This is a genomic window from Cellulomonas fimi ATCC 484, assembly GCF_000212695.1.
Classification (GTDB): domain Bacteria; phylum Actinomycetota; class Actinomycetes; order Actinomycetales; family Cellulomonadaceae; genus Cellulomonas; species Cellulomonas fimi.
Window position 1 is genome coordinate 3,683,747 of sequence record NC_015514.1, and the last position, 25,535, is coordinate 3,709,281.

At 75.1% G+C, this 25,535-nt stretch carries 22 protein-coding genes; 11 read left to right on the top strand and 11 right to left on the bottom strand.

Annotated elements, in window-relative coordinates:
- Window positions 1-86 precede the first annotated feature (86 nt).
- The 4 genes from CELF_RS16625 to CELF_RS16640 all read left to right on the top strand — a co-directional run bounded on the left by CELF_RS16625 (window position 87) and on the right by CELF_RS16640 (window position 5,256).
- On the top strand, window positions 87-1,427 hold the full coding sequence (locus CELF_RS16625) for a LacI family DNA-binding transcriptional regulator (RefSeq protein WP_232014262.1): 1,341 nt from the start codon (window positions 87-89) through the stop codon (window positions 1,425-1,427).
- Entirely contained in the window at window positions 1,424-2,923 is a 1,500-nt protein-coding gene (locus tag CELF_RS16630; RefSeq protein ID WP_013772432.1) for a mannitol dehydrogenase family protein, read from the top strand. The genes CELF_RS16625 and CELF_RS16630 overlap by 4 nt, the downstream gene beginning before the upstream one ends.
- Window positions 2,924-3,088: 165 nt before the next feature.
- A complete protein-coding gene (locus tag CELF_RS16635; protein WP_013772433.1) occupies window positions 3,089-4,252 on the top strand; it encodes a Gfo/Idh/MocA family protein in 1,164 nt (387 codons plus the stop codon).
- 113 nt (window positions 4,253-4,365) lie between these two features.
- The gene (locus tag CELF_RS16640) at window positions 4,366-5,256 is read left to right on the top strand and encodes a sugar phosphate isomerase/epimerase family protein (RefSeq protein ID WP_041554637.1); all 891 of its coding nucleotides are present in this window, start codon (window positions 4,366-4,368) and stop codon (window positions 5,254-5,256) included.
- A gap of 374 nt (window positions 5,257-5,630) precedes the next feature.
- Here CELF_RS16640 and CELF_RS16645 read toward each other — a convergent pair whose 3' ends face one another.
- The 5 genes from CELF_RS16645 to CELF_RS16665 form a co-directional block, all read right to left on the bottom strand.
- Window positions 5,631-5,957 (bottom strand): ArsR/SmtB family transcription factor, encoded by a 327-nt coding sequence (locus CELF_RS16645; RefSeq protein ID WP_013772435.1) that lies wholly within the window; start codon window positions 5,955-5,957, stop codon window positions 5,631-5,633.
- Complete coding sequence (locus tag CELF_RS16650) at window positions 5,954-6,433, bottom strand: SRPBCC domain-containing protein (RefSeq protein WP_013772436.1); 480 nt, start codon at window positions 6,431-6,433, stop codon at window positions 5,954-5,956. Before CELF_RS16650 ends, CELF_RS16645 begins: the two co-directional genes overlap by 4 nt.
- 81 nt (window positions 6,434-6,514) lie before the next feature.
- Entirely contained in the window at window positions 6,515-7,744 is a 1,230-nt protein-coding gene (locus CELF_RS16655) for an SGNH/GDSL hydrolase family protein (RefSeq protein ID WP_013772437.1), read from the bottom strand.
- Window positions 7,744-9,918: an FAD-binding protein gene (locus CELF_RS16660; protein ID WP_013772438.1), complete on the bottom strand. Its 2,175-nt coding sequence runs from the start codon at window positions 9,916-9,918 to the stop codon at window positions 7,744-7,746. The genes CELF_RS16655 and CELF_RS16660 overlap by 1 nt, the downstream gene beginning before the upstream one ends.
- A gap of 90 nt (window positions 9,919-10,008) precedes the next feature.
- Window positions 10,009-10,803, bottom strand: coding sequence for a 3-ketoacyl-ACP reductase (locus tag CELF_RS16665; protein WP_013772439.1), 795 nt, complete (start codon window positions 10,801-10,803; stop codon window positions 10,009-10,011).
- Between the two features lie 149 nt (window positions 10,804-10,952).
- Between CELF_RS16665 and CELF_RS16670 the strand changes: the two genes are divergently transcribed.
- Complete coding sequence (locus CELF_RS16670) at window positions 10,953-11,975, top strand: AEC family transporter (RefSeq protein ID WP_013772440.1); 1,023 nt, start codon at window positions 10,953-10,955, stop codon at window positions 11,973-11,975.
- 91 nt (window positions 11,976-12,066) lie between these two features.
- Window positions 12,067-13,398 (top strand): hypothetical protein, encoded by a 1,332-nt coding sequence (locus CELF_RS16675; RefSeq protein ID WP_013772441.1) that lies wholly within the window; start codon window positions 12,067-12,069, stop codon window positions 13,396-13,398.
- Window positions 13,399-13,422: 24 nt separating this feature from the next.
- Here the strand turns inward: CELF_RS16675 and CELF_RS16680 are convergent, their stop codons facing one another.
- From CELF_RS16680 to CELF_RS21470, 6 genes are all read right to left on the bottom strand, one after another.
- Complete coding sequence (locus CELF_RS16680; protein WP_013772442.1) at window positions 13,423-13,695, bottom strand: hypothetical protein; 273 nt, start codon at window positions 13,693-13,695, stop codon at window positions 13,423-13,425.
- 79 nt (window positions 13,696-13,774) lie between these two features.
- Complete coding sequence (locus CELF_RS16685) at window positions 13,775-14,170, bottom strand: YciI family protein (RefSeq protein ID WP_013772443.1); 396 nt, start codon at window positions 14,168-14,170, stop codon at window positions 13,775-13,777.
- Between the two features lie 110 nt (window positions 14,171-14,280).
- Complete coding sequence (locus CELF_RS16690) at window positions 14,281-15,810, bottom strand: rhamnulokinase (RefSeq protein ID WP_013772444.1); 1,530 nt, start codon at window positions 15,808-15,810, stop codon at window positions 14,281-14,283.
- 186 nt (window positions 15,811-15,996) lie between these two features.
- Window positions 15,997-18,063: a bifunctional rhamnulose-1-phosphate aldolase/short-chain dehydrogenase gene (locus CELF_RS16695; protein ID WP_013772445.1), complete on the bottom strand. Its 2,067-nt coding sequence runs from the start codon at window positions 18,061-18,063 to the stop codon at window positions 15,997-15,999.
- A 5-nt stretch (window positions 18,064-18,068) separates the two neighbouring features.
- Window positions 18,069-19,247 (bottom strand): L-rhamnose isomerase, encoded by a 1,179-nt coding sequence (gene rhaI, locus CELF_RS16700; RefSeq protein WP_013772446.1) that lies wholly within the window; start codon window positions 19,245-19,247, stop codon window positions 18,069-18,071.
- Window positions 19,244-19,771, bottom strand: coding sequence for an L-rhamnose mutarotase (locus tag CELF_RS21470; protein WP_013772447.1), 528 nt, complete (start codon window positions 19,769-19,771; stop codon window positions 19,244-19,246). Before CELF_RS21470 ends, rhaI begins: the two co-directional genes overlap by 4 nt.
- Window positions 19,772-20,045: 274 nt before the next feature.
- Here CELF_RS21470 and CELF_RS16710 point away from each other — a divergent pair, with 274 nt between their 5' ends.
- From CELF_RS16710 to CELF_RS16725, 5 genes are all read left to right on the top strand, one after another.
- Window positions 20,046-21,095, top strand: a complete 1,050-nt coding sequence (locus tag CELF_RS16710; protein ID WP_013772448.1) for a LacI family DNA-binding transcriptional regulator — start codon at window positions 20,046-20,048, stop codon at window positions 21,093-21,095.
- A gap of 74 nt (window positions 21,096-21,169) precedes the next feature.
- Window positions 21,170-22,318 (top strand): Gfo/Idh/MocA family protein, encoded by a 1,149-nt coding sequence (locus tag CELF_RS16715; RefSeq protein WP_013772449.1) that lies wholly within the window; start codon window positions 21,170-21,172, stop codon window positions 22,316-22,318.
- Window positions 22,315-22,440, top strand: coding sequence for a hypothetical protein (locus tag CELF_RS21410; RefSeq protein WP_013772450.1), 126 nt, complete (start codon window positions 22,315-22,317; stop codon window positions 22,438-22,440). Before CELF_RS16715 ends, CELF_RS21410 begins: the two co-directional genes overlap by 4 nt.
- A gap of 130 nt (window positions 22,441-22,570) precedes the next feature.
- On the top strand, window positions 22,571-24,580 hold the full coding sequence (locus CELF_RS16720; RefSeq protein WP_013772451.1) for a beta-galactosidase: 2,010 nt from the start codon (window positions 22,571-22,573) through the stop codon (window positions 24,578-24,580).
- Window positions 24,581-24,791: 211 nt separating this feature from the next.
- Window positions 24,792-25,454, top strand: coding sequence for a GNAT family N-acetyltransferase (locus CELF_RS16725; RefSeq protein ID WP_013772452.1), 663 nt, complete (start codon window positions 24,792-24,794; stop codon window positions 25,452-25,454).
- The last annotated feature ends 81 nt before the right edge of the window (window positions 25,455-25,535 follow it).

Consider the following 25,535-nt stretch of genomic DNA (forward strand, 5'->3'; position numbering starts at 1 on the left):
GATCGTGCTGAAATCGCATTCAGTCGCGGAGCAGCGACCGGCGGACGGGCGCCCCAACCCGGGACGGGAGGCCCGACCAGGTGGTCGTGACCCTGCGCGACGTCGCCCGCGCGGCGGGTGTGTCGCCCGCGACCGCATCCCGCGCCCTGAGCTCGCCCGAGCTCGTGGCACCCGCGCGTCGCGAGCAGGTGCAGCGCGTGGCGCGCGAGCTCGGCTACCGGCCCAACCGCGCGGCGCGCGAGCTCATCACCGGCCGCACCGGCAACCTGTGCCTCGTCGTGCCCGACCTCGAGAACCCGTTCTTCGCCGCCGTCGCCAAGGGGGTCCAGGCCCGCGCGCGCACGCTCGGCTACGCCGTGTTCGTCGCGGACGCCGAGGAGGACCCGCGCCTGGAACCGGAGCTCGTCGCGCACCTCGGCGCGCAGGTCGACGGCGCCGTCCTCTGTTCGCCCCGCATGTCGGACGAGGATCTCGACCGTCTCGCCGAGGACGTCCCCCTGGTGCTCGTCAACAGGCGGCACCGCGCGCTCGCATCCGTCGTCATCGACAACGCCGACGGGGTCCGGCAGGCGGTCACGCACCTGCACGCGCTCGGCCACACGCGGATCGCCTACGTGGGCGGCCCCGCCGACTCCTGGTCGGACGCGCGACGACGCGAGGGCCTCGCGCACGTGTCGCACGGGCTGCGCCGCGTCGAGGTCGTGGACCTCGGTCCGTTCGCCCCGGTCTTCGCCGGCGGTGTCGCCGCCGGCGACCTCGTCGCCGCCAGCGGCGCCACCGCCGTCCTCGCCCACAACGACCTCGTCGCCCTCGGCATCCTCAGCAGGCTCCAGGCGCGCGGCCTCCGCGTCCCGCAGGACGTCTCGGTCGTGGGCTACGACGACATCCCCGCCGCCACGCTGGTGTCCCCCGCACTGACCACGGTCACCGTGCCGCTCGCGCGGCTCGGGCGCGAGGCTGTCGATCTGCTGGTCGCGCACGCCATGAGCACGCGCCGCGGCTCGGCGGCGGAGCGCGTCGTGGCGGCTGCGCTCGCCGCGCACCGGGACGGCGCCGGCGGTGCGCCCGGCGTGAGCGCCTCGATCACGGGAGGGCCGAGGGGCGCGTCGTACGTCGACGTGGACGCGGCGAGGGCCGTGGAGCCGCACACGCCCCACGACGGCACGCACGAGACGGACGGCGCGCGCGGGACGGACGGCGCGCGCCGGGCAGACGGCAAGGCGGTCGGCGCAGACGGTGGAGCAGACGGCCGGGCGGACGCGCCGGCCGGCGCCCACGGACCGCGGGTCGGCGTCGTCGGCGCGCCCGCGTCGCCCGACGGCACGGGAGAACCCGCGCCCCAGCCGGTGCGGCTGCGCGTCGAGCTCGTGGTCCGCGCCTCGACCGGGCCCGTCCCGACCCGTCCGACCTCGGAGGCCGACCGATGACCCCACGCCTGTCCCGTGCGACGCTCGCCGCGCTGGCCGACGGCCGCGGGCACGCGGTGCCCGGTCCCGCCGTCGACCCGGCGAGCACGACCGTCGGTCTCGTGCACCTCGGGCTCGGCGCCTTCCACCGCGCCCACCAGGCCGTGTACACCGAGGACGCCGCCGCAGCGGCCGGCGACACCGGCTGGGGGATCCTCGGCGTCACGCAGCGCAGCGCCCGGGTCGCCGAGCACCTGGCGCCGCAGGACGGGCTGTACGGGGTCCTGACCAAGGGCGCCACCCACACGTCGTTGCGCCTGATCGGCTCGTTGCGCGACGTCGCGTTCCCGGGCGAGCGCACGCCCCACGTGCTCCGCACCATCGCCGCCCCGAGCACGCACGTCGTGACCCTGACGGTCACGGAGAAGGGCTACCGCCGGCGGCCGGACGGCCTGCCCGACCTGACCGACCCGGACCTGGGGTCCGACGTCGCCGCGCTCGCCGCCGAGATCGGGGGCGCTCCCCCGGAGCAGCCCGCGCGCTCGCCGATCGGGCTGCTCGTCCGTGGCCTGGCGCTCCGCCACCGGCAGGACGCAGGACCCCTGACGGTGGTGTGCTGCGACAACCTCGCGGAGAACGGACGCGTCGTCGGTGCGCTCGTGCACGAGCTGCTGGCGGCCGTCCCGCACGCGCAGTCGCTGGCGCAGTGGGTGCGTGCGTCGGTCGCGTTCCCCTCGACGATGGTTGACCGGATCGTCCCCGCGACCACGGACGCGCACCGGACCGAGGCGACCGCGCTGCTGGGTCTGCGCGACGAGGGCCTCGTCGTCGGGGAACCGTTCACCCAGTGGGTCGTCGAGGACACGTTCGCGGGCCCGCGTCCGGCGTGGGAGCGCGCGGGGGCGACCCTGACGGCGGACGTGGCGCCGTTCGAGCGGGCGAAGCTGCGGGTGCTCAACGCCTCGCACTCGACGCTCGCCTACCTGGGGGCGCTGCGCGGGTACGCGACGATCGCCGAGGCGGTCGCCGACCCCGAGCTCGAGGCGATCGTGCGGGCCCTCGTCGACGAGGACGTGCTGCCCACGCTCGAGGCCCCCGAAGGGCTGGACCTCGTCCGCTACCGGGACGACGTGCTGGACCGGTTCGCGAACCCGAACACCGGCCACACGACCGTGCAGGTCGCGATGGACGGGTCGGCGAAGCTGCCGCAGCGGCTCCTCGGCACCGTCCGCGACCGGCTCGCCGCGGGTGCGGTGCCCACCGCTGCGGCGGCCACGCTCGCCGCGTGGATGTCCTACGTGCACGCGACGACGCACGGCGGGCTGGAGGTCGCCGGACGGAAGGTCTCGCTCGACGACCCGCTCGCGGACGCGCTCGCCTCCGCCGCCGACGGCCCTGTCGACGGGCTGGTGGACCGGCTCCTCGCCGTGCGGGAGGTGTTCGGGGCGGACCTGGCTGCGTCCTCCGAGCTGCGCTCCGCCGTCCGCGCGCACGTCCGCACGCTCGCCCTGGTCTGAGGGACGCCGGTCCGGTCCGACGCCGGGCCAGGACGGGGTGCGGCCCGACGCCGGGCCAGGACTGGGCGCACGGCCGAGGGGCCCTTGACTGCGGCCGTTGGTGCGCTACATTGGAAAGCGCATTCCACTCCGACCGACAACGCGGTCCTGAACCTCGGAGAGACCATGACGTCCCGCACCCTGCGCATCGCCATGAACGGCATCACCGGCCGCATGGGCTACCGCCAGCACCTCGTCCGCTCGATCCTGCCGATCCGGGACCAGGGCGGTGTGACGCTCGAGGACGGGACGCGCCTGCAGGTCGAGCCGATCCTGGTCGGTCGCAACGCCGACAAGGTCAAGGAGCTCGCCGACCTGCACGGCGTCGAGCACTGGACCACGGACGCCGACTCGGTCATCGACGACCCGACGGTCGACGTCTACTTCGACGCCCAGGTCACGTCGCGCCGGTACGCGGCCCTCACCGCCGCGATGAAGGCGGGCAAGCACATCTTCACCGAGAAGCCCACCGCCGAGACCCTCGCGGAGGCGATCGACCTGGCGCGGCTGCGCGAGTCCACGGGCGTCACGGCCGGCGTCGTGCACGACAAGCTCTACCTGCCGGGCCTGGTCAAGCTGCGGCGGCTCGTCGACGAGGGCTTCTTCGGGCGGATCCTGTCGCTGCGCGGCGAGTTCGGGTACTGGGTCTTCGAGGGGGACGTGCAGGAGGCCCAGCGGCCGAGCTGGAACTACCGCAAGGAGGACGGCGGCGGCATCGTCGTCGACATGTTCTGCCACTGGAACTACGTGCTCGAGGGAATCCTCGGCACGGTGCGGACGGTGAACGCGCAGGCCGTCACGCACATCCCGACCCGCTGGGACGAGCAGGGCCGGGAGTACGCGGCGACGGCGGACGACGCCGCGTACGGCATCTTCGAGATCGAGACGCCGGGCGGCGACCCGGTGGTCGCGCAGATCAACTCCTCGTGGGCCGTGCGCGTGTTCCGCGACGAGCTCGTGGAGTTCCAGGTGGACGGCACGCACGGCTCGGCGGTCGCCGGCCTGCGCAACTGCGTCGCGCAGCAGCGCGCGCACACCCCGAAGCCGGTCTGGAACCCTGACCTGCCGGTGACCGAGCCGTTCCGCGAGCAGTGGCTGCCGGTGCCCGCGAACGCGGACCTCGACAACGGCTTCAAGCTGCAGTGGGAGGAGTTCCTGCGCGACGTCGCGGCGGGCCGCACCCACCGGTTCGACCTCCTGTCGGCGGCGCGCGGGGTGCAGCTCGCGGAGCTGGGTCTGCAGTCGTCGGCCGAGGGCCGCCGCCTGCCGGTGCCGGAGATCACGCTGTGACGACGGGGGTCGGCCACGAGGTGCCGGCCGGCCCGGCCGCGAGCACCGCCGCGGCGGCGACCGGCACGGACCCGACCCCCGCGGGCACCGGCGCGGACCTCTCGCGGCTCTCGCTGAACACGGCCACGACCAAGCACTGGACGCTGCGCGAGGCCGTCGACGGCGCGGTGCGCGCGGGCCTGTCGTCGATCGGGCCGTGGCGCGACCGCGTGCAGGAGGTCGGGGCGGAGCAGGCGGCGCGGATCATCGCCGACGCGGGCCTGCGAGTGTCTTCCCTGTGCCGCGGCGGCTTCCTCACGACGGACGACGACGCGGCCGCGCGGGCGGCGCTCGACGACAACCGGCGCGCGATCGTCGAGGCGGCGACCCTCGGCACCCGCGAGCTCGTGATGGTGGTCGGCGGCCTGCCCGCCGCCACCGCCCCGGGCGGGCCGGCCCGTCCGTACCCCGCGGCGCGCCCCGGTGGGGTGCGCGGCGGCGCGGACGACCCGGCGCGGGACCTGGTGGCGGCGCGCGAGCGCGTCGTGGACCGGATCGGGGAGCTCGCACCGTTCGCGGCGGGCCACGGCGTCCGGCTCGTGCTGGAGCCGCTGCACCCGATCTTCGCGGCGGACCGGGCGGTCATCTCGACGCTGGGCCAGGCGCTCGACGTCGCCGAGCCGTTCCCCGCCGAGGTCGTCGGCGTCGTCGTCGACACCTACCACGTGTGGTGGGACCCGGACCTGCAGCGGCAGGTCGCGCGCGCGGGCGCCGCGGGGCGGATCGCGGGGTACCAGGTGTGCGACTGGGTGCTGCCGCTCGCGGCGGACCCGCTGCTCTCGCGCGGGCACGTCGGTGACGGGTACGTGGACTTCGCGTCGATCACCCGGTGGGTCCGCGACGCGGGCTACACGGGCGACGTCGAGGTCGAGATCTTCCACGAGGACGTCTGGGGTGCACCGGGCGACGAGACGCTGGCGACGATGTCCGAGCGGTACGTCCGGCACGTGCTGCCGCACCTGTGAGCCGCGCCGCGGCCGGCTGAGCGACGCGGCCGCGGAGCGACACGCGGGACGGTGGGTCGCGCCGCCCGCCGAGCCGGCGGCGTGACGACGAGGGCGGTGCGCCCGGGGGGAGGGGTCCCTCTCGGGCGCACCGCCCTCGCGCGCGTCCCGGGACGACACGGGCGGTCGGACCCGCGGGGCCGCAGACCGTCGCGGGTGCGACGTCCAGGCACGGGCGGTCGGACCCGCCGTGCCGCAGACCGTCCCGGGCGCCGGGCAGGACCGGCGCGAGGCGGCCGGCGCGCCTGCGTCCACGGACCCGGACGGACCTCGTGGGGCCGTGGTGCGCCCGCCGGCACGCGTGCGGAGCCGCGTGCCGGCGGGCGGTCGGAGGGCTACAGCGACTCGGCGACGTCGCGGATGCGCGCCAGGCGGCGGTCCCATGCGGCGCCGACGGCGTCGAGCGCGCGGGCCGTCTCGTCGAGCCGCGACCCGAGCGGCCGGTAGCGGACCTCCCGCCCGACCCGCACGGGCTCGACGAGCCCGGCGTCGGCGAGCACGGCGAGGTGCTTGGCGATCGCCTGCCGGGTCACGGGCAGCCGCGCTGCGAGGGCGGACGCGGACGCCTCCCCGCGACCGAGCTCGGACAGGACCCGCCACCGGGTCTCGTCGGCGAGCGCGGCGAACACGGGGACCAGCGTCTCGGCGGCGGTCGCGCTCATGCCGAGCGGACCGGCTCGAGGTAGCCGACCAGCTCGTCGAGCTCGGAGCTCCAGCCGCGACGGTGGTCCTCGAGCTCGGCCCGGGGGTCGCGCGTGGTGAGCTCGCCGAAGCCGGTCTCGACGACGGTGAGCAGCGTGCCGTCGCCGTCGTCGGCGAGCGTGAACCGGACGAGGGTGGCGTTGCCCGGTGCGAGCGGCTGCCCGGGCGAGCCCCAGGTGTACGCGAACACGTCGGGCTCGTCGTACTGCTCGATGCGGACGGGCACGGCGCCGTGGTCGTCCCAGATGAACGCCCCCTCGCCGCCGACGCGGCGCTCGGGCAGCTCGGTGCGGTCGCCGAACCAGCCGCTGATGTGCTCCTCCTGCGTGAGGGCCTGCCAGACGCGGGCGCGGGTGGCGGCGATGCGGATGGTGCGGGTGACGGTGAACGCGTCGACGTCGGCGACGGCGACGGGCTGCGGCTCGATGGTGCTCACGGCGGTGTCCTTCCGACAGGCGAACTAGATGCAACCACAGAGTTGCACACGCGACGCCCAAGCGCAACCATCGAGTTGCAGTCAGGGAGCGAGCACCCCGCGCAGCACCTCGGCGAACCGCTCCCCCACGAGCCGTTGCGCGGGCGGGTCCGGGTGCAGCAGGTCCGCCATCGGCAGCGCCGCTGCGTCCGCCTCGCCGTACAGGTCACGGCCGTCGACGAGGCGCAGCGCCTCGTCACCGGACGCCCGGCGGGCCGCCACGACCTCCGCGAGCACCGCCCGGATCACGCGCAGGCTCAGCTTGCCGTCCGCGACCTCCTCCGGGCGCCCGCGCGTCGCGAAGAGCGGAGCGCCGGGCGGCGACGCGGGGTCGACGAACGTCGGGCCGGGAGTGTCCTCGACCAGCGCGCACCACAGCGGCGACACCACGACCAGCGGGGTCGACGGGTGGCCCTCGCGGATCGTGTCGAGGAACCCGTGCACCGCCGGCACGAACGCGCGCAGGCGCATCGCGTCGTGGTTCACGACGTTGATGCCGAGCTTCACCGAGACGACGTCGGCGGGCGCGTCGCGCAGCGTGCGGGCGACGAACGGGTCCAGCACCGCGTTGCCCGACATCCCCAGGTTGACCAGGTCCAGGCGCGCGGTGCGCGCGGCGACCACGGGCCACGTGCCCGTCGGCCGGTCGGCGGACGCGCCGTGGCTGATCGACGACCCGTGGTGCACCCAGCGGGTCCCGGTCGCCGGCGCAGGGGGCAGGACGGGCGCGTCGGCGTGCAGCGTCACGAGGCGCGTCGACTCGCCGTAGGGCAGCCAGACCTCCACGTCACGGTCGCGACCGGGTGCGTCGCCCAGCCACAGGTCGACGGCCGCGGGGGGCCCGGGTCGCTCGACGGTCGTGCCGCGCTGGGGCTCGAGCTCGACGACGCCTCCGCCGGCCGCGGTGCCGTGCCCGGCGGGCTGCTCGACCAGGACGCCGTCGACCAGCACGTCGTACGGCTGCGGCGCGCCGGGTGGTTGCGGCTCCACCGCGACGCGCAGCACGTCGACGACCAGCCGCAGCCGGGTCCCGGCCGTGCGCAGCCGCAGCCGGACCCCCGCGGGCTGCTCGTCGCACAGGGCGACGAACCGGTCGGGGAACTGCGCGCGCGTCCACGCCGGCAGCCGGTGCGGCAGGAGCCCCCGGTCGGTCGGCTCGAGCCACGACGCACCCCGCACCTCGACGCGCGCGTCGGGCAGCGCGACGGTCACCGGCAGCGTCGTCGCGGCACCGGGGACGCCGTCGGCCGCGGGATCGTCCCCGGACGGCATCAGTAGACGTTCCCGTGCGCCCGGAAGTCCCGCCACACGTTCTCGAAGAAGTCGTCGTCCTCGGGGATCGGTCGCCGTGGCCGCCACCGGAACACCGGCACGCCCGCGGGATCGTCGACCTTCCGCTCGACCACGGGCGCCCAGTCGACGTCCGGCGCCGAGCACCCCGGCGGCACCCAGCCCGTCTCCTGCACCACGTCGTCGAGCGCGCCGCCGTCGAGCCGGAACCGGAACACGTCCGGCAGGTCGAGCTCGTCGTCGGCCGACGGCCCGTAGCCGACGCGCGGCAGCGTGCCCTCCGAGTCGCTGTACAGCACCGACCCGCGCGAGCGCCCGCCGTGCGCGACGTAGTCGGCCATCGCGGACAGGTACACGTAGGCGCTGGTGAGGATGTCGCGGACGAGGAACGTGCGGTTGACGGACCGGCGCGACGTCGCGTCGGCCGTGACGAGGTCCGCGTACCCGGACAGCCACTCGTGCACCTGCACGAGCGCCTCGTGGATCGACGCCGCGGACCGCACCGGCCCGGCCTTGGCGCTCATGAGCACCTGGACGTCCCGCAGCAGGTCACCGGTGTTGTCGGGCACGCCGGCGGCCGCCCGTCGCGACGCCCGCTCGACGAGGTCGAGGGCGCCGTCGAGCACGGGTGCCGCCGCGGCCGCGAAGTCCGGCACGGCCACCGGGTCGACGGAGCGCCGGGCCGCGATGAACTGCGCCGCGCGCGTCGCCCCGACCTGCCCGCTGTTGAGCGCCGCGCCGCCGGGCCGGTAGACGCCGTGCGCCCCGCCCGCCTCCCCGACGGGGAAGAAGCCCGTGACGTTGGACTGCCACCACGCGTCGACGACGAGCCCGCCGTTGTTGTGCTGCGCGCACACGTCCACCTCGAGCAGGTCGGTCTCGAGGTCCACGTACGGATTCTTCTGCAGGTAGAACTGGTACGCGGGCTCGTTCATGCGGCGCAGCCGCTCAATGGGGGTCCCGAACAGGACGCCCGCCCGGTCGAGGTACTCGTACGCCTCCGGGCTCAGCGCGGTGGGGTCGAACGACTCCTGCACGGGGTTGCGGCGGAAGTCGAGGAACACGCGCCGCCCGCGCAGCACCGTCTCCCGGTAGACGAGCAGGTCGATCAGCGACGAGCCGTCGAGCGCCTTCCGGATGTCGAACGGCCACTGGTAGCCCTTGAGGAAGACGAGCGACATGAGCCGCCCGTAGTCGCCGATCGCCTCGGTGAGGAACTCGCGCTCGTCGCCGCCGTCGGCGTCGGTCGACACGAACCGCGGGACGACCTGCATGTACGTGCCGGAGACGTTCCACCGCGGGTGCGTCGACGCGAGCCCGAACTGCCACTCCGTGAGGTTCTTGCCGTGGACGCCCGCGCGGTACGCGGCCCCGGACGCGCCCCACTGGCCGTTCGGGAAGACGCGCGTCGCGTACATGCCCGCGGGGCCGCCCGTCGCGTAGACGATGGTGGTGCACCGGAACAGGAGGAACGGCGACCGCGAGCCGTCGTGCGGCACGTCGGTGCGCAGCACGAGCAGGCCGACGACCTCCGTCTCGCGCTCGGCCGCGGTCGCACCGTCGTCGGCGGGAGCCCCGTCCGCCGCCGGCGCACCGCCCGCCACGGGCCGCACCACGACGTCGACCACGCGGCACTCGTCGAAGATGCGCGTGCCGTTGCGGTGCACCTTCTTCTCGAGCTGCTCGACCATCGACCTGCTGGTGTACGGGCCCACCGACGTGGCGCGCCGGCGCGGGTCGTGGTCCGTCTTGTAGCCGATGAACTCCCCGAACCGGTTCTGCGGGAACGGCACCCCGAGGTCGCACAGCCGCAGGAACCCGCGCGCCGACAGCGCCGCCTCCGCGAGCGCGTTGTCGCCGTCCATCGCGCCGCCCGCGAACAGCGTCTCGGCCATCTCGCGCACGGAGTCGCCGTCGCCGCCCGACAGCGTCAGCTTGTAGTAGGTCTGCTTGTCCGAGCCTGCGTTGCGGGAGGCGCCCGCGTTCACCTTGTCGGCCACCATGACGACGTCGTCGTGGCCGAGCTCCCACAGCCGGTCGGCGGCGCTGAACCCCGCGGAGCCGGTGCCCACGACGACGGTGCGCGCCGTGACGACGGGGACGTCGTGACCGCCGATGCGGACGGTCTGCGGCTCGTGTCGGTCGGTGTCGCTCATGTCGTGGTCCTCGTCGTGCGTGCGGCGTGCGGTGGGCGGGGCGGCACCGGGGTGCGCGGTGCCGGGTGCGGGGGCTGTGGCGCGGCGTGGTCAGAGCACCGGGATGTGCATGCCGCCGTCGACGTGGAACACCTCGCCGGTCGAGTACGGCGTCTGCCCCGACGCGAGGATCGCGACGGCGCCGGCGACGTCGGCCGGACGGCCCCAGCGGGCGATCGGCGCGAGCCCGCCCTCGAAGAGCGCGTCGTAGCGCGCCGCGACGCCGGCCGTCATGTCGGTCGCGATGACGCCGGGCCGGACCTCGTAGACGACGATGCCCTCGGGGGCGAGCCGCGCCGCGAAGAGCTGCGTCGCCATCGCGACGCCGGCCTTCGAGACGCAGTAGTCGCCGCGGTTCGTGGAGACGGTGGTCGCGGACACCGACGAGACGTTGACGACGGTGGCGACGGGACCGTCGGGCGGCTCGGGCAGCGTGTCGAGCGGGCCGCGGAGCGCGATGACGCGGTTCGCGAACGTCTGGGTGAGGAAGTACGGGCCGCGCAGGTTGATGCCCAGGACGCGGTCGAACGACTCGGCGCCCGCCTCCAGGAGGTCCGCGCGGACGGTCGGGGCGACGCCCGCGTTGTTCACGAGCACGTCGAGCCGTCCCCAGGCGTCGACCGCGTCGTCGACGTAGCGCCGGTGGTCGTCGAGGTCGGCGACCGAGCCGCGCACGTAGCGGACGCGGTCGTGGGCGCCCGCGAGCTCGCGCAGCCCGGCGAGGACGTCGGTCGGCTCCTCGCGCGTGGCGAGGATCGACACGGCGTACCCGTCGGCGAGCAGCCGCTGCGTGATGCCGAGGCCGATGCCCCGGTTGCCTCCGGTGACCAGTGCGACTGCCGGCATCGTCGACGTCCTCCGTGCGCGTCCGGACGCCGTGGCACGGCGTCGTCCACGGCGATCCTGACACGCGGACCGGTGCGAGGGCAAGCGCTTTCCGGCTCGCGCCGGGCGTGACAGGATGACGACGTGCACCCCGCGAGCGTCCGCCGCTGATGGGCGCCGTCCTCACCGCGCTGGGCACGCTCACCGCCGTCGTCGCCGCCGGGTGGCTCCTCGGACGGCTCGGGGTGCTCGGCCCGCACGCGCCGACCGTGCTCGCGCGCGTCGTGTTCACCGTCGCGACCCCGGCGCTGCTGCTGGTCAGCATCGCCCGCACCGACCTGCACGTCCTCGCGTCACGCTCCGCCCTGGCGACCTGGACCAGCACGGCGCTCGTCGCGCTCGTCGCCGCCCTCGTGCTGCGCCTCGTCCTGCGCCGGTCGGCCGGTGACGTCACGATCGGGACGCTCGCGTCCTCCTACGTCAACGCCGGCAACCTCGGCCTGGCGCTCGCGGTGTTCCTGCTCGGCGACCCCGTGGCCGCGGTCCCGGCGCTGCTGTTCCAGCTCCTCGTCCTGGCGCCGATCGCGTTCACCGTCCTCGACGCGCACCGTTCCCGGTCCGCGGCGCCCGGCACCGACCGCGCCCGCACGCTCCCGGTCGCCGCTCCCGACGACGCCGTCGACGAGGACGGCACCGCGTCGCCGAGCAGCACCACCACGGGCGTGGGACGCGCCGTGGTGGCCACCGCCCGGCGGACGTTCAGCAACCCGATCATCGTCGGCACGCTCGCGGGCCTCGTGCTCGCCGCCCTCCCGTGGGACCTGCCCGACGTCGTCTACGGCCCCCTCGACCTCGTCGGTGCCACCGCCGCCCCGCTCGCGCTGCTGACGTTCGGCATGTCGCTCGCGGTGCCCGCCGCCGACCGCGAGCGCGCACCACACCCCGACCTCGTGCTCGCCGTCGTCCTGCGCTCGGCGATCCACCCGGCGCTCGCCGCGCTCGTCGCGACCGCCCTGGGGCTCGACGGGGACGCACGCCTCGCCGTCGTCGCGATGGCTGCGCTACCGACGGCGCAGAACGTCCTCGTCTACGCGATCCAGTACGGCCGCGGCCAGGGGCTCGCGCGCGACGCGGGCCTCGTCACGACCCTGCTGGCCCTGCCCGTCCTGCTCGTGGTGACCGCCGCGCTGTGACCGTCCGGCCCGCGCCACGCGGCGGGGGACGCGCGCGATCTCGCGCCGTCGAGTTTGACGATAGTGATTCTCATCATTAGTTTCACGCTCCATGCGTCCCCCGTCCCCGCGCCGTCGCGCGCGCGCCCTCGTCGCCGCCCTCGCACTCCTCCCGCTCGCCGCCTGCGCCACCGGCACCGGCGCCGCCACGCGCGAGGCCGCCCCGTCGACGAGCGCGCCCGTCACCTCCAGCCTCGTCGTCGCCGACCCCGCCGCCGCAGCCGTGCACGCCTACGCGTTGCCGGGCCACGAGCTGCTCGGCACGCTCGACGGCCTGGCCGTCCACGAGCACGCGGGCTTCGTCCAGCTCGAGGACGGACGACTGCTGGCCGCCGGCCAGGAGCCCGCCGAGCTCGTCGCGCTCACGGTCACGGCCGACGGCCCGCAGGTCGTCGCCCGCACCCCGCTCCCCGGGGCCGCCGTCCACATCGCCGTCGACCCCGACGAAGGGCTCGCTGCCGTCAGCACGTCGAGCACGACGGAGGGCGAGGGGGCGATCACGCTCGTGGACCTCGACTCGCTGGAGCCCCGCGGCACGCTCGACGTCGCGACGACCGAGCCGGGCGTCGTGCTCGCGGGGGGAGCCGTGCTGCACCGCGACGGGGCCGAGCAGGGCACCGTTGCGCTGTATCCCGCGGACGTCGCCGTCGGAGCCGACGGACCTGTCGAGCCCACCGCGAGCGCGCCGACCGGGGCCTGGGCTCACGGCGAGGCCGTCGTCGACGGGCACCTCCTGCAGGCCACCGACGCGGGCCTCGAACGGTTCCACGTCGCGCGCGACCACCTCGACGCCGAGCCCACCGTCCCGTGGTCGGCGGACGGCGCGGACTGGGGCCGCGCCTACTACCTGCGCGTCGTCGGCTCCACGTCGCCGCGCGTGTGGAGCTACGTGCGCGACCAGACGGCCGACGCGTGGGGCGAGTGGCGCAACGACGTGTGGGTGCTCGCGCCCGACGCCGACGCCGCCGAGCGACGACCGCTCGGCACGGGCCTGGCGTTCCGGTTCGCCGTCGGCGGCCACCGCGTGCTGTTCGCCCGCATGCATCCGGACGGGTACAGCGCGCACGTCGTCGACGCGGCCCCGGGCTCCCCGACCTTCCTCGACACGCTCCGCACCGTCCCTCTCCCGACCCCGAGCGGCGCGCCCGCCGCGGACGCGGACGCGGACGCCGTGTGGTCCTCGCCGGGACGGCCGATCGCCGCGCTCACACCGGACGGCGCCACCGGCTACGTCTCACGCGGCGGCGACGGCGTCGTCGACGTCCTCGACGTCGAGGCCGGAACCGTCACGGGCACGATCGACGTGCCGACGCCGCTCGACGGCGGCGGCTACCTCGTGGTGGCGCGCAGCGGCGAGGCCCTGGTCGACCTGCTCGGCCGGTGAGCAGGGGCGCCGCGGGCGGGACGGTCAGACGTTCTGCTCGCGGTCCACGTTGCGCGGCGCGTCCGGGACCCGCACGCCGCGCGGCTCCAGCGCACGCACGACGAACGACCCGACCACGCCGGTGAGGCCGAGCGTGTAGCCGACCGAGGTCAGCGTCACGAGGACGCTCGCGAGCCACTGCGTCCGGACGAGCGCGTCCGGGTGCCCGGCCAGCCAGGACAGCACGAACGACCCGAGGAGCAGCCCCGTGCTCCACCAGAACATCTGGGCGGCTGTCAGACGGGGCGGCACGGCCACGGCGTGCTCCTCTCGCTCGCCGTCGGCGTCGACGGCGGGGCGACACCTGCCGCCCCGCCGCACGCTAGCGCTCGCGAGCTCAGGGAGTCGCGGCAACCGGCTGCGCCGGGTCGGCGGGAGCCGCGGCCGCGTGGTCGACGAACCCGCGGATCTCCGCGTCCTCGTCCAGGACCTCCGCGACCAGCGCCGCGAGGTCGGCCACGTCGTCCGTCTCGACGACGTAGTACCCGCCGACCTGCTCGACGACCTCCCCGTACGGTCCCTCGCTCACGGTCCGTCCGCCGTCCGCGGCCCGGCGCACGACGAGGGCGCTGGTCGAGTGCGTGAGCTCCTCGCCGCCGACGATCACGTGCCCCCGGCTCGGGGCGACGCGGGCCAGCTCGGCGTGCCGGGCGGAGTTCCGCGCCTGCGCGTCGTCGTCGCGCGCGTCCCACGCGGTCTCGTCGCCCCGCAGCATCACCAGGTACCTCGCCATGACACCTCTCCTCCCTCGGGGCGCCCGGTGCACCCACGCACCACGATGACGCTCGGCACCCGCACGTCTCGACACGGCGCGCGCCGTCGCCACGGGCTGGCGGCGGGTGGTCAGGGGAACAGACGCGACTCGGCGGCGTCCCAGTGGGGCGTGCCGGGGGTGCCGGGTCCGCCCGGCTCGTAGCGGCGCAGGTCGAGGCCGCGGGCGCCCGCGGCGCGCAGGTCGGCGAGGCTCCCGTGCAGGACGCCGGCGGCCCGCGCCTGCACCAGGACGTTGCCGAGCGCGGCGCCCTCGACGGGTCCGGCGACGACGGGCAGGCCGGTCGCGTCGGCGGTGAGGCGGCACAGCAGCTCGTTGCGGACACCGCCCCCGACCACGTGCACGACCTGGACGTCCCGGCCGGACAGGTCCGCCGCCTGGCGCACGGCACGTCGGTACGCGAGCGCGAGCGAGTCGAGGATGCAGCGGACGACCTCGGCCTGGCTCTGCGGCGGCGTCTGCCCGGTGCGGACGGCGGCGGCCGCGATCCGGGCGGGCATGTCACCGGGCGGCAGGAAGTCGGGCGCGTCGATGTCGACCACCGTGGTCAGCGCGGGGACCTGCGCGGCGGCGGCGAGCAGGTCGGGTGGGTCCGCGGGCAGCCCGGCGTCGTTCCAGGTGCGCAGCGTCTCCTGGAGCACCCACAGGCCCATGACGTTCTTGAGGTACCGGACGGTGCCGTCGACGCCGGCCTCGTTGGTGAAGTTCGCGGCACGGCTCGCCTCGGTGAGGACGGGCGCGTCGAGCTCGAGCCCGACGAGCGACCACGTGCCGCACGAGACGTACGCGAACTCAGGCGACGCCGCGGGAACGGCGACGACGGCCGAGGCGGTGTCGTGCGACCCGACCGTCCACACGGGCAGCGGCGCGTGGTGGCCGAGGTCGGCGCGGACGTCGTCGCGGACGTGCCCGAGCAGGACCCCGGGCGCGCGCAGCGGCGGCAGCAGGCCGGTGTCGATCCCGAGCCGCTCGGCGACGTCGGTGGTCCACGTGCGCGTCGTCGCGTCGAGCAGCCCCGTCGTCGAGGCGTTGGTGACCTCGGCGACCGCGGTGCCGGTCAGCCACGCACCGAGCAGGTCAGGGACGAGCAGCGCCTGCCGGGCCGACGCGAGCGCGGCCGTGCCCTGTGCGGCGACGAGCTGGAACACGGTGTTGAACGGCTGCACCTGCAGGCCGGTGCGGGCGTAGAGCTCGGCCGCGGGGACCGTCGCGAACACCTTCTCGGGGATGCCGTCGGTGCGCGCGTCGCGGTAGTGCACGGGGTTGGCGACGAGAGCGCCGTCCGCGTCGAGCAGGCCCACGTCGACGGCCCACGAGTCGATGCCGACGCCGGCCAGCGTGCCGACCTCGCGCGTCGCCGCGCGCAGCCCGTCGAGCACGCCGCGGTACAGCGCGAGCACGTCCCAGTGCAGCGTCTCGCGGGTCGGCCCCGCCACCGCCCCCGCCGTCGCTCCGGGCACGGTGGGCACGCGTACGGGACCGTTGGGGAACCGGTTGACCTCGTGCAGCAGCACGCGCGGCCCGTCCCCCTCGTCGACCACCCGCCCGACAATGACCCGCCCCGACGACGCCCCGAGGTCGACGGCGGCGAACGCCGTCATGCCCTGGTCCCGGGACCGCCACCGCGCCGGGCTGCACCGGCGAGCTCGTCACTCCCCGTCGAGCTCGTCAGCTCCAGCTCACGAGCTCGACCGGAGCTGACGAGCTCGGCGGGGTGGGTGGGGTGGGTGGGGTCGAGGGGGGGCCGGGCGGGGGCCGCGAGGCGGGGGCCGCGAGGCGGGGGCGGGTCATCGGAGGAACGCTGCTGCGACGCCCGAGTCGACCGGGACGTGCAGGCCCGTGGTCTGGACGAGGTCGGGGCCCGTCAGGGCGAAGACCGCCGCGGCGACGTGCTCCGGCAGGACCTCGCGCTTGAGCAGCGTGCGCTGCGCGTAGTACGCGCCGAGCTCGGACTCGGGCACGCCGTAGACGGCCGCGCGCTGCGCACCCCAGCCGCCCGCGAAGATGCCGGACCCGCGCACGACCCCGTCGGGGTTGACGCCGTTGACGCGGATGCCGTGCTCGCCGAGCTCGGCGGCGAGCAGCCGGACCTGGTGCGCCTGGTCGGCCTTGGTCGCGGAGTAGGCGATGTTGTTCGGGCCGGCGAACAGCGAGTTCTTCGACGCGATGTAGACGATGTCGCCGCCGAGCCCCTGCGCGATCATGGCGCGCGCGGCCTCGCGGGCGACGAGGAACGAGCCGCGGGCCATGACGTCGTGCTGCAGGTCCCAGTCCTTGGCCGTGGTCTCCAGCAGCGGCTTGGAGATCGACAGCCCGGCGTTGTTCACGACCAGGTCGACGCCGCCGAACGCCAGCACGGTCTCGCGGACGAGCGCCGCGACGGCCTGCTCCGAGGTCACGTCGGCCTCGACCGCGACGGCGACGTCGGGCCCGCCGAGCGCGTCCGCGACCTCCTGCGCCCCCGCCAGGTTGAGGTCGGCGATCACGACGCACGCCCCCTCGGCCGCGAGCCGCTCGGCGATGGCCCGTCCGATGCCGGACCCGGCGCCGGTGACGAGCGCGACGCGCGTGGCGAGCGGCTTGGGCGCGGGCATGCGCTGGAGCTTGGCCTCCTCGAGCGCCCAGTACTCGATGCGGAACTTCTCGGCCTCGTCGATGGGCCGGTAGGTCGAGATCGCCTCGGCCCCGCGCATGACGTTGATCGCGTTGACGTAGAACTCGCCGGCGACGCGCGCGGTCTGCTTGTCCTTGCCGAACGAGAACATCCCGACGCCGGGCACGAGCACGATCGCGGGGTCGGCACCGCGGATCGCCGGGCTGTCGGGGGTCGCGTGCCGGTCGTAGTACGCCTGGTACGCCTGGCGGTACTCGGAGTGCAGCGAGCGCAGGCGCGCGACCACGTCCTCGACGGGTGCCGTCGCGGGCAGGTCGACCACGAGCGGCGACACCTTGGTGCGCAGGAAATGGTCCGGGCAGGACGTGCCGAGCGCGGCCAGCGGCGCGAGCTTCTCGCGGGACAGGAGGTCGAGCACGACGTCGGAGTCCGTGAAGTGGCCGACCTGCGGGCGGTCGGCGGACGCCATCCCGCGGATCACGGGCGCGAGCGCGGCGGCCCGCTCCCGGCGCTCGGCCTCGGGCAGCGGCTCGAAGCCCGGGACGACCGCCCCGAACGGGTGGCCGCCCTCGGCGGCGAGCGCGCGCGTGCGCTCCTCGATGTACGCCTCGGCGGAACGGATGATCTCGAGCGACCGCTGCTCGGCCTCGGCCGACGTGTCTCCCCACGCGGTGATGCCGTGCCCGCCGAGCACGCAGCCGATGGCCTGCGGGTTCTTCGCCTGGATCTCGGCGATGTCGAGCCCGAGCTGGAACCCCGGCCGGCGCCACGGCACCCACACGACGGAGTCGCCGAAGATCTCGTGCGTGAGCTCCTCACCGTCGGCCGCGGTCGCGATCGCGATCCCTGCGTCGGGGTGCAGGTGGTCGACGTGCGCGGCGTCGACGAGCCCGTGCATCGCGGTGTCGATCGACGGCGCCGCGCCGCCCTTGCCGTGCAGGCAGTAGTCGAACGCCGCGACCATCTCGTCCTCGCGGTCCACGCCCGGGTAGACGTCGACGAGCGCGCGCAGCCGGTCGAGGCGGAGCACCGCGAGGTTCTTCGGCGTGAGCGTCCCCAGGTCGCCCCCGGAGCCCTTGACCCACAGGAGCTCGACGTCCTGGCCGGTCACGGGGTCGGTCGCGAGCCCCTTGGCGGAGGTGTTCCCGCCCGCGTAGTTGGTGACCCGCGGGTCGGAACCCAGGCGGTTCGAACGGGCGATCAGGTCGGCCGCGGCGTGGTGCGTCGTCGCGTCGGTCATGGTGGTCAGGCTCCCCATCCGGCCTGCGTGCCACCGACACGCTCGGCCACGATCGTCTCGGCGTAGCCCGACCGCGCGTAGGCGGCGAGCGGGTCAGGGTCGAGGCCCTGCTCGACGCGCAGCTCCGCGAGCAGCGGCCGCACGTCGGTGTTGTAGGCGTCCATGAGCGCGCCGTTGGCCCCGAGCACGTCGCCCGAGGTCTGGGCGGCGAGCAGCGCGTCACGGTCGACGAGCAGCGCCTTGGCCGTCGCCTCCTGCACGTTCATGACGGACCGGATCTGGCCGGGGATCTTCGGCTCGATGTTGTGGCACTGGTCGAGCATGAAGTTGACGCCGCTGTCGGGCGCGAGCGCCCCGGCCTGGACGATCTCGTGCATGATCCGGAACAGCTGGAACGGGTCCGCGGCGCCGACCATGAGGTCGTCGTCGGCGTAGAACCGGCTGTTGAAGTCGAACGCGCCGAGCCGTCCCACGCGCAGCAGCTGCGCGACGATGAACTCGATGTTGGTGCCCGGCGCGTGGTGGCCCGTGTCGAGGACGACCATGGCCCGCTCGCCGAGCGCGAGGCAGTGCAGCAGCGACGTCCCCCAGTCGGGGATGTCCATCGAGTAGAACGCGGGCTCGAAGAACTTGTACTCGAGGATCAGCCGGTGCTGCGGGTCGAGCGCCGCGTAGATCTCCTGCAGGGACTCCGCGAGCCGGTCCTGCCGCGCGCGGATCGAGTCCTGGCCGGGGTAGTTGAGCCCGTCGGGCAGCCACAGCTTGAGGTCCTGCGAGCCGGTCGCACGCATGACGTCGATGCACTGCAGGTGGTGGCGCACGGCCTTGGCCCGCACCGCCGCGTCGGGGTGCGTCAGGGAGCCGAGCATGTACGCGTCGTCCTGGAACAGGTTCGAGTTGATCGCGCCGATGGTCACGCCGAGGTCCTTGGCGTGCCGTGCGAGCGCGTCGTAGTCGTCGACGAGGTCCCACGGGATGTGCAGGCTGACGCGCGGCGCGACACCCGTGTACCGGTGCACCTGGGCGGCGTCGGCGATCTTCTCGAACGGGTCGCGCGGGACGCCCTGCTGGGCGAACACCTTGAAGCGTGTGCCGGAGTTGCCGAACGCCCACGAGGGGAGCTCGATGCTCTGCTGGGCGAGGGCGCCGCGCGCGGCGGCGAGGGCCTCGGGGGTGGGGCTCATGCGAGGTCCTCCAGGCGGGCGGGGTCGGTCGTGGTGGGGCGCGGTGCGGCGTCGTCGGGGGCGCCGTCCGCGGGGTCGGGGGTGGCGGCCGCGCGGCCGGAGGTGGCCGCCGTGCGGCCGGGGGCGGCCGTCGCGCGGCCGGGGGTGGCCGTCGTGCGGCCGGGAGCCGAGGTCGCGGGCTCGGTGGGCAGGCCGGCGGCGCGCAGCTGGTCCTCGAGGTGGAACACCTCGTCGAGCACCTGGAAGCCCTCGTCGGGGTTGCCGTCGGCGACGAAGAACTCCGCCATCTCGGCCTGCCAGCGCGGGTTGACCGCGGTGCGCGTCATGGCCTCCTGCGCGGCGGCGTAGTCGTCCGTCTCGAGGTGCCCGACGAGCAGGCCGTCGGGCGACAGGTACAGCGCGTAGTCCCGCCAGCCGGTGTCGCGCAGGGCCTCGAGCATCTCGGGCCACACGGCGGCGTGCCGGGCGCGGTACTCGTCGAGCCGGTCCGGTCGGACCCGGGAGACGAAGCAGACACGGGTCATGGTCTGCCTCCGATCGTCGCGTCGTTGAAACGATTCATCGTCAGGAACTCTAGGAACCCGGCCGTCTCGGCGTCAACCCTTCCGCGCCGATTGGCTCGGTAAACCCTTTCCCGCGCCAGCGTACTGCGCCCTCGCCTGCCGCGGGCGGATCTCACCTGCATCCGACCAGGCACCTTGAATCGCTTCACTAGGCTGGTCCGCGGACGCGTCCCAGGGCGCCGTACCCCTGCCGGTTAGCATCGGCACGCGAAGACGCACGAGCGGAGGACCACGGATGGCCACCACGACCCGGGGGCGCGCGGAACGGCGGCCGTCGATCACCGACGTCGCCCGGCGCGCAGGGGTGAGCGTCGGCACCGTCTCCAACGTGCTCAACCGGCCCGACCAGGTCACACCCGCCACGCGCGACCGCGTCCAGGCCGCGATCGACGAGCTGCAGTTCGTGCGCAACGCGTCCGCCCGCCAGCTCCGGGCAGGCACGATCCAGACGGTCGGCGCGATCGTCCTCGACATCGCCAACCCGTTCTTCACCGAGGTCGCGCGCGGCGTCGAGGACCGGCTCGCGGCCGAGGACTACACGCTCATGCTGTCGTCGTCGGACGAGGACCCCGAGCGCGAGTCGCGGTACCTGCGGCTGTTCGAGGAGCACGGCGTGCAGGGCGTCATGGTCACGCCGTCCGCGGGCTCGTTCGACGCGCTACTCGCGGTGCGCGACCGCGGCACCGACGTCGTTCTGCTCGACGCCACGTCGCCGTTCGACGACATCTCGTCGGTCGCGGTCGACGACGTGCGGGGCGCCGCGCTCGCGATCGAGCACCTCGTCTCGCTCGGCCACCGCCGGATCGCCTTCCTCAACGGACCGCTGAGCATCCGCCAGTGCGCGGACCGGCGCGCCGGCGTCCTGCAGGCGCTCCTGGCGGCCGGCCTCGACCCCGAGCGCGTGCTCGTCGAGGTCACGATCGGCTCGCTCAACGCGGACGCGGGCGAGGAGGGCATCGCGCGCGTGCTCGACGAGCACCCCGACGACACGCCGACCGCGGTGTTCTGCGTCAACGACCTCGCGGCGCTCGGCGCCCTGCGCGGCCTGCGGGCGCGCGACGTCGCCGTGCCCGCCGGCATGGCGGTCGTCGGGTACGACGACGTGACGTTCGCGGCGATGCTGACGGTCCCGCTCACCTCGGTCCGGCAGCCCACGCACCAGCTCGGCTGGACGGCGGCGGACCTGCTGCTGCGCCAGCGGGCCGAGGGCGACCGCTTCCAGCACCAGCGGGTGCAGTTCCAGCCGGAGCTCGTCGTTCGGGGCTCGTCCGACCCGAACGCCTGACACGTCCCCCTGGACAGGAGGCAAGCGCTTCCCCGTACAGTGAGACGATTCAATCCGTTCGCGAAGGAGCGCACGTGACCGAGGACCGGGCCGCTGCCGCGGCCGCACCGACCAGCGCGTCGCGCGTCGCGATCGTCGGCACCGGCGCCATCGCGCACGCCCACCAGCGCGTGCTCGACACCGACCCGGGCGTGCACGTCGTCGCCGTGGCGGACCCGAGCACGCAGGTGAGGGACGCCTTCGCGGACCAGTACGGCATCCACGGCCGCTACGGCACGCTCGAGGAGCTGCTCGCCGCGCAGCCCGTGGACGTCGTGCACCTGTGCACCCCGCCCGGGCTGCACCGGGACCAGGCCGTCGCCGCGCTGCGGGCGGGCGCACACGTCGTCTGCGAGAAGCCGCCCGTGCTGTCGCTCGCGGAGCTCGACGAGGTGCTCGACGTCGCCCGCGAGGCCGGCCGCGAGTACGCCGTCGTCTTCCAGCAGCGCACCGGGACCGCCGCGGGCCACGTGCAGCGGCTGCTCGCCGACGGCGCGCTCGGGCGGCCGCTCGTCGGCATCTGCCACACCCTGTGGTTCCGCCGGCAGGAGGACTACTACGCGGTGCCGTGGCGCGGGAAGTGGGCCACGGAGGGCGGCGGGCCGCTGCTGGGGCTCGGCATCCACCAGCTCGACCTGCTCGGGTTCCTGCTCGGCGACTGGGCGGAGGTCGACGCGCGCGCGTTCCGGCTCGACCGCGAGGTCGAGACCGAGGACACCTCGACGGCCGTCGTGCGGTTCGCCAACGGGGCCGTCGTCTCGGTCGTGACGACCGCGCTCGCGCCGCGGCAGACGAGCTACGTGCGCGTCGACACGACGCTGGGCACGGTCGAGGTCGAGCACCTGTACGGGCACGACGCCCGGTCGTGGCGGCTGACGCCCGCACCCGCCGTCACCGGCGGCGCCCCCGAGCCCGCGCCCGACGCCTGGGCGCTGCCGGTCGACGACGAGCCGAGCGGGCACGCGCCCCTGCTGCGCGAGGTGTACGCCGCGCTGCGCACCGGTGCGCCGCTGCCGCCCGTCGCCGCGGACCCGCACCGCCCGCTCGAGCTCGTCACCGCGATCTACGCCTCCGCCGCGCTCGGCCGGCCCGTCACCCCGGCGGACCTCGCGCCCGGCAGCGACCTGCGCGGTGCGTTCCTGCACGGCGTCGAGGACCGGCGCGACGTCGGGGCGCCCGCGTGACGAGCGGCACCCGGCGCCCGGGGACCGACCGCCCGACGAGCGCCGCCCGCGTCGCCCCGGCGCCGCTCGACCAGGACCCGCTCGGCGCGCCCACCGAGCCCACCGTCGTCCGCACCGCCTGACGGCCCGCGCCCTCGGCATGCGCCGCGCTCGGGCCCACCGCCACCCGACCGGGACGCCCCGCCCCGGCACCGCCCACCTCCGCTCCCCGCCGCACCCGGCGTGGACCCGCACCACCAGCGAGGACACCCCATGACGAACGCCCCCTGGCCGCTCGGCGTCGACGGCATCGCCTACGGCGGCGACTACAACCCGGAGCAGTGGCCGCTCGCGACGCGCGTCGAGGACGTCGAGCTCATGCAGCAGGCGGGCGTCACGCTCGTGAGCGTCGGCATCTTCTCGTGGGCGCAGCTCGAGCCCCGCGAGGGGGTGTTCGACTTCGGCTGGCTCGACGACGTGCTCGACCGCCTCGCCGCGGCGGGCATCAAGGTCGCGCTCGCGACGGCGACGGCGAGCCCGCCCCCGTGGCTCACCCGCAAGCACCCCGAGCTGCTGCCGGAGCTCGCGGACGGGACCGTGCTGCACCCGGGCGGGCGGCAGGCGTACCGGGTGTCCGCGCCGCTGTGGCGCGAGTACGCGGTCGCGATGACGCGCCGCATGGCGGAGCGGTACGGGAGCCACCCCGCGCTCGCGCTGTGGCACGTCGACAACGAGCTCGGCTGCCACGTGCCGCACGACTTCTCGGACGACGCCGCCGCCGCGTTCCGCCGCTGGCTCGAGGCGCGCTACGGCACCGTCGAGGCGCTCAACGCCGCCTGGGGGACGGCGTTCTGGTCGCAGCGGTACGACGCGTTCGACGAGGTCCTGCCCCCGCGCACGGCCCCGACGTTCCCGAACCCGACGCAGCAGCTCGACTTCGCGCGGTACTCGTCCGACGAGCTGCTCGTGCACTACCGGGCGCTGCGCGACGTGCTGCGGGAGGTCACGCCGCACGTGCCGACGACGACGAACCTCATGCTGTCGACCGCGACCAAGTGGATGGACTACTTCTCCTGGTCGGCGGACCTCGACGTCGTCGCGAACGACCACTACACGATCGCGTCGCGCCCGGACGCGCACGTCGAGCTCGCGCTCAGCGCGGACCTGTCGCGGGGCGTCGCGGGCGGGGGCCCGTGGATCCTCATGGAGCACTCGACGTCGGCGGTGAACTGGCAGCCGCGCAACCGCACGAAGCGGCCGGGCGAGATGCTGCGGCACTCGCTCGCGCACGTCGCGCACGGTGCCGACGCGGTCATGTTCTTCCAGTGGCGGCAGTCCGCGGCGGGCGCGGAGAAGTACCACTCGGCGATGCTCCCGCACGCGGGGACGGACACCGACGTGTGGCGCGCGACGGTCGAGCTCGGCGACGCGTTGAGGGCGATCGGCGAGGTCAGGGGCTCGCGCGTCGAGTCGGAGGTCGCGCTCGTCTGGGACTACCCGGCGTGGTGGGGCGTCGAGCTCGACTCGCACCCGTCGGTCGACGTGACGTACCAGGACCGGATGCTCGCGCACTACCGGGCGCTGTGGGAGCGGCACGTGCCGGTCGACGTCGTGCCGCCCTCCGCGGACCTGTCGCGCTACCGGCTGGTCGTCGTGCCCACGCTCTACCTGGTGTCCGACGAGGACGCCGCCAACGTCGCGGGCGCAGCCCGGGCGGGAGCGACGGTGCTCGTCACGTACTTCTCGGGGATCGTCGACGAGGACGACCGGGTGCGGCTCGGCGGGTACCCGGGCGCCTTCCGGGACCTGCTCGGGGTGCGCACGGAGGAGTTCTGGGCGCTTCAGGAGGGCGAGACGGTCACGCTCGACGACGGCTCCGTCGCGGACGTGTGGTCGGAGAAGGTGCACGTCGCGCCCGGCACGGAGGTCGTCCGGACGTTCGCGGACGGCGACCTCGCGGGACTGCCGGCGGTCACGCGGCGCGCGGTGGGCGACGGGGCCGCCTGGTACCTCGCGACGCGTCTGGACGGTGCCGCCCTCGGGGCGCTCACGGAGCGGCTGCTCGTCGAGGCGGGTGTCTCGCCGGTGCTCGACGGGGTCCCGGCCGGGGTCGAGGTGGCGCGCCGCCGGGCCGCGGACGGGCGCTCGTGGCTGTTCGTCCTCAACCACACGGAGGCTCCCGTCGACCTGCCGCCGGGCGACGTCCTGGCCGGGCGGGTCGCGGACGGGCGCGTCCTCGGGGGCGGGTACGCGGTGCTGCGGGAGGCGTCGGACCGGACGTAGGTCCGTCCGGGCACGTGGGCAACGTCACGCGGGGCCGCGCGGGAGGTGCTCCGGCGCGGCCGGCAGGGGCGTCGGCGACCGTCGCGCGAGGTCACGGCTCCGGCGCGCCACCCCCATGTCACGGGCATGTCTGACTTTTCACCCGCTGTCCGGTGACGGTGACGGACGTACCGGTTGCAACTGGACGCATGTCCCAGTCAGGATTCGCGACATGGCAGCGACCCCGATCGAGCCGCGTGCCTCCCGGCCCGCGGCCCCGGACCGCGTGGAGCGGATGACGCGCGCGGACCTCCCCGCCGCGGCCGCCGTCCTGGCCGCCGCGCTCGCCGACGACCCCGGTTTCCGGCACCTGTTCCCCGTCGACGCACGCCGCGAGAAGGAGCTGCGGGCGGTCTACCGGATGACCCTGTCCGACGCGCTCCGGTACGGGCACTGCTTCGTGACGAAGCTCGACGGCGTCGTCACCGGTGCCGTCGCGCTGTACGCGCCCGGCACCTACCCGATGACGCCCGCGCGCTGGTGGCGGCAGGGCCTGCGGATCGCCGCGATCGCGCTGCGGACCCGTGAGCACGCGCTCGGGCTCATCAAGTTCGGCGACCTCACGTCCGAGGGCGTGCCGCCCAACGCCTGGTACGTCGAGGCCCTGGGGGTCCGCCCCGACCTGCAGCGCGCGGGTCGCGGCAAGCGGCTCATGGCCCGCGTGTTCGAGCTCATCGACGCGAGCGCCGCGCCGGGGTACCTGGAGACGACCAAGCAGCCGAACGTCGAGTACTACTCGGCCCTGGGGTACACGGAGACGAACGCGCGCGTCGCGCTCGCGCAGGATGGGCCCTGGATCATCCCGATGGAGCGCCCGCGCCGCCTGGCGTCCTGAGGGACCGCTCGGCCCGCCCGCGCCCGCCGGTCCGACGTCCCGGTGCCGCAGCCACCCGGGCCGGTCCGGCGTGTGGGCGGC

What these genes read in the sequence shown, in the direction of transcription:
- CELF_RS16630 (WP_013772432.1), top strand. Translation starts at nt 1,424, where the DNA reads ATGACCCCACGCCTGTCCCGTGCGACGCTCGCCGCGCTGGCCGACGGC.
- CELF_RS16635 (WP_013772433.1), top strand. Translation starts at nt 3,089, where the DNA reads ATGACGTCCCGCACCCTGCGCATCGCCATGAACGGCATCACCGGCCGC.
- CELF_RS16645 (WP_013772435.1), bottom strand. Translation starts at nt 5,957, where the DNA reads ATGAGCGCGACCGCCGCCGAGACGCTGGTCCCCGTGTTCGCCGCGCTC.
- CELF_RS16655 (WP_013772437.1), bottom strand. Translation starts at nt 7,744, where the DNA reads ATGCCGTCCGGGGACGATCCCGCGGCCGACGGCGTCCCCGGTGCCGCG.
- CELF_RS16660 (WP_013772438.1), bottom strand. Translation starts at nt 9,918, where the DNA reads ATGAGCGACACCGACCGACACGAGCCGCAGACCGTCCGCATCGGCGGT.
- CELF_RS16665 (WP_013772439.1), bottom strand. Translation starts at nt 10,803, where the DNA reads ATGCCGGCAGTCGCACTGGTCACCGGAGGCAACCGGGGCATCGGCCTC.
- CELF_RS16670 (WP_013772440.1), top strand. Translation starts at nt 10,953, where the DNA reads ATGGGCGCCGTCCTCACCGCGCTGGGCACGCTCACCGCCGTCGTCGCC.
- CELF_RS16675 (WP_013772441.1), top strand. Translation starts at nt 12,067, where the DNA reads ATGCGTCCCCCGTCCCCGCGCCGTCGCGCGCGCGCCCTCGTCGCCGCC.
- CELF_RS16685 (WP_013772443.1), bottom strand. Translation starts at nt 14,170, where the DNA reads ATGGCGAGGTACCTGGTGATGCTGCGGGGCGACGAGACCGCGTGGGAC.
- CELF_RS16690 (WP_013772444.1), bottom strand. Translation starts at nt 15,810, where the DNA reads ATGACGGCGTTCGCCGCCGTCGACCTCGGGGCGTCGTCGGGGCGGGTC.
- CELF_RS16695 (WP_013772445.1), bottom strand. Translation starts at nt 18,063, where the DNA reads ATGACCGACGCGACGACGCACCACGCCGCGGCCGACCTGATCGCCCGT.
- rhaI (WP_013772446.1), bottom strand. Translation starts at nt 19,247, where the DNA reads ATGAGCCCCACCCCCGAGGCCCTCGCCGCCGCGCGCGGCGCCCTCGCC.
- CELF_RS21470 (WP_013772447.1), bottom strand. Translation starts at nt 19,771, where the DNA reads ATGACCCGTGTCTGCTTCGTCTCCCGGGTCCGACCGGACCGGCTCGAC.
- CELF_RS16710 (WP_013772448.1), top strand. Translation starts at nt 20,046, where the DNA reads ATGGCCACCACGACCCGGGGGCGCGCGGAACGGCGGCCGTCGATCACC.
- CELF_RS16720 (WP_013772451.1), top strand. Translation starts at nt 22,571, where the DNA reads ATGACGAACGCCCCCTGGCCGCTCGGCGTCGACGGCATCGCCTACGGC.
- CELF_RS16725 (WP_013772452.1), top strand. Translation starts at nt 24,792, where the DNA reads ATGGCAGCGACCCCGATCGAGCCGCGTGCCTCCCGGCCCGCGGCCCCG.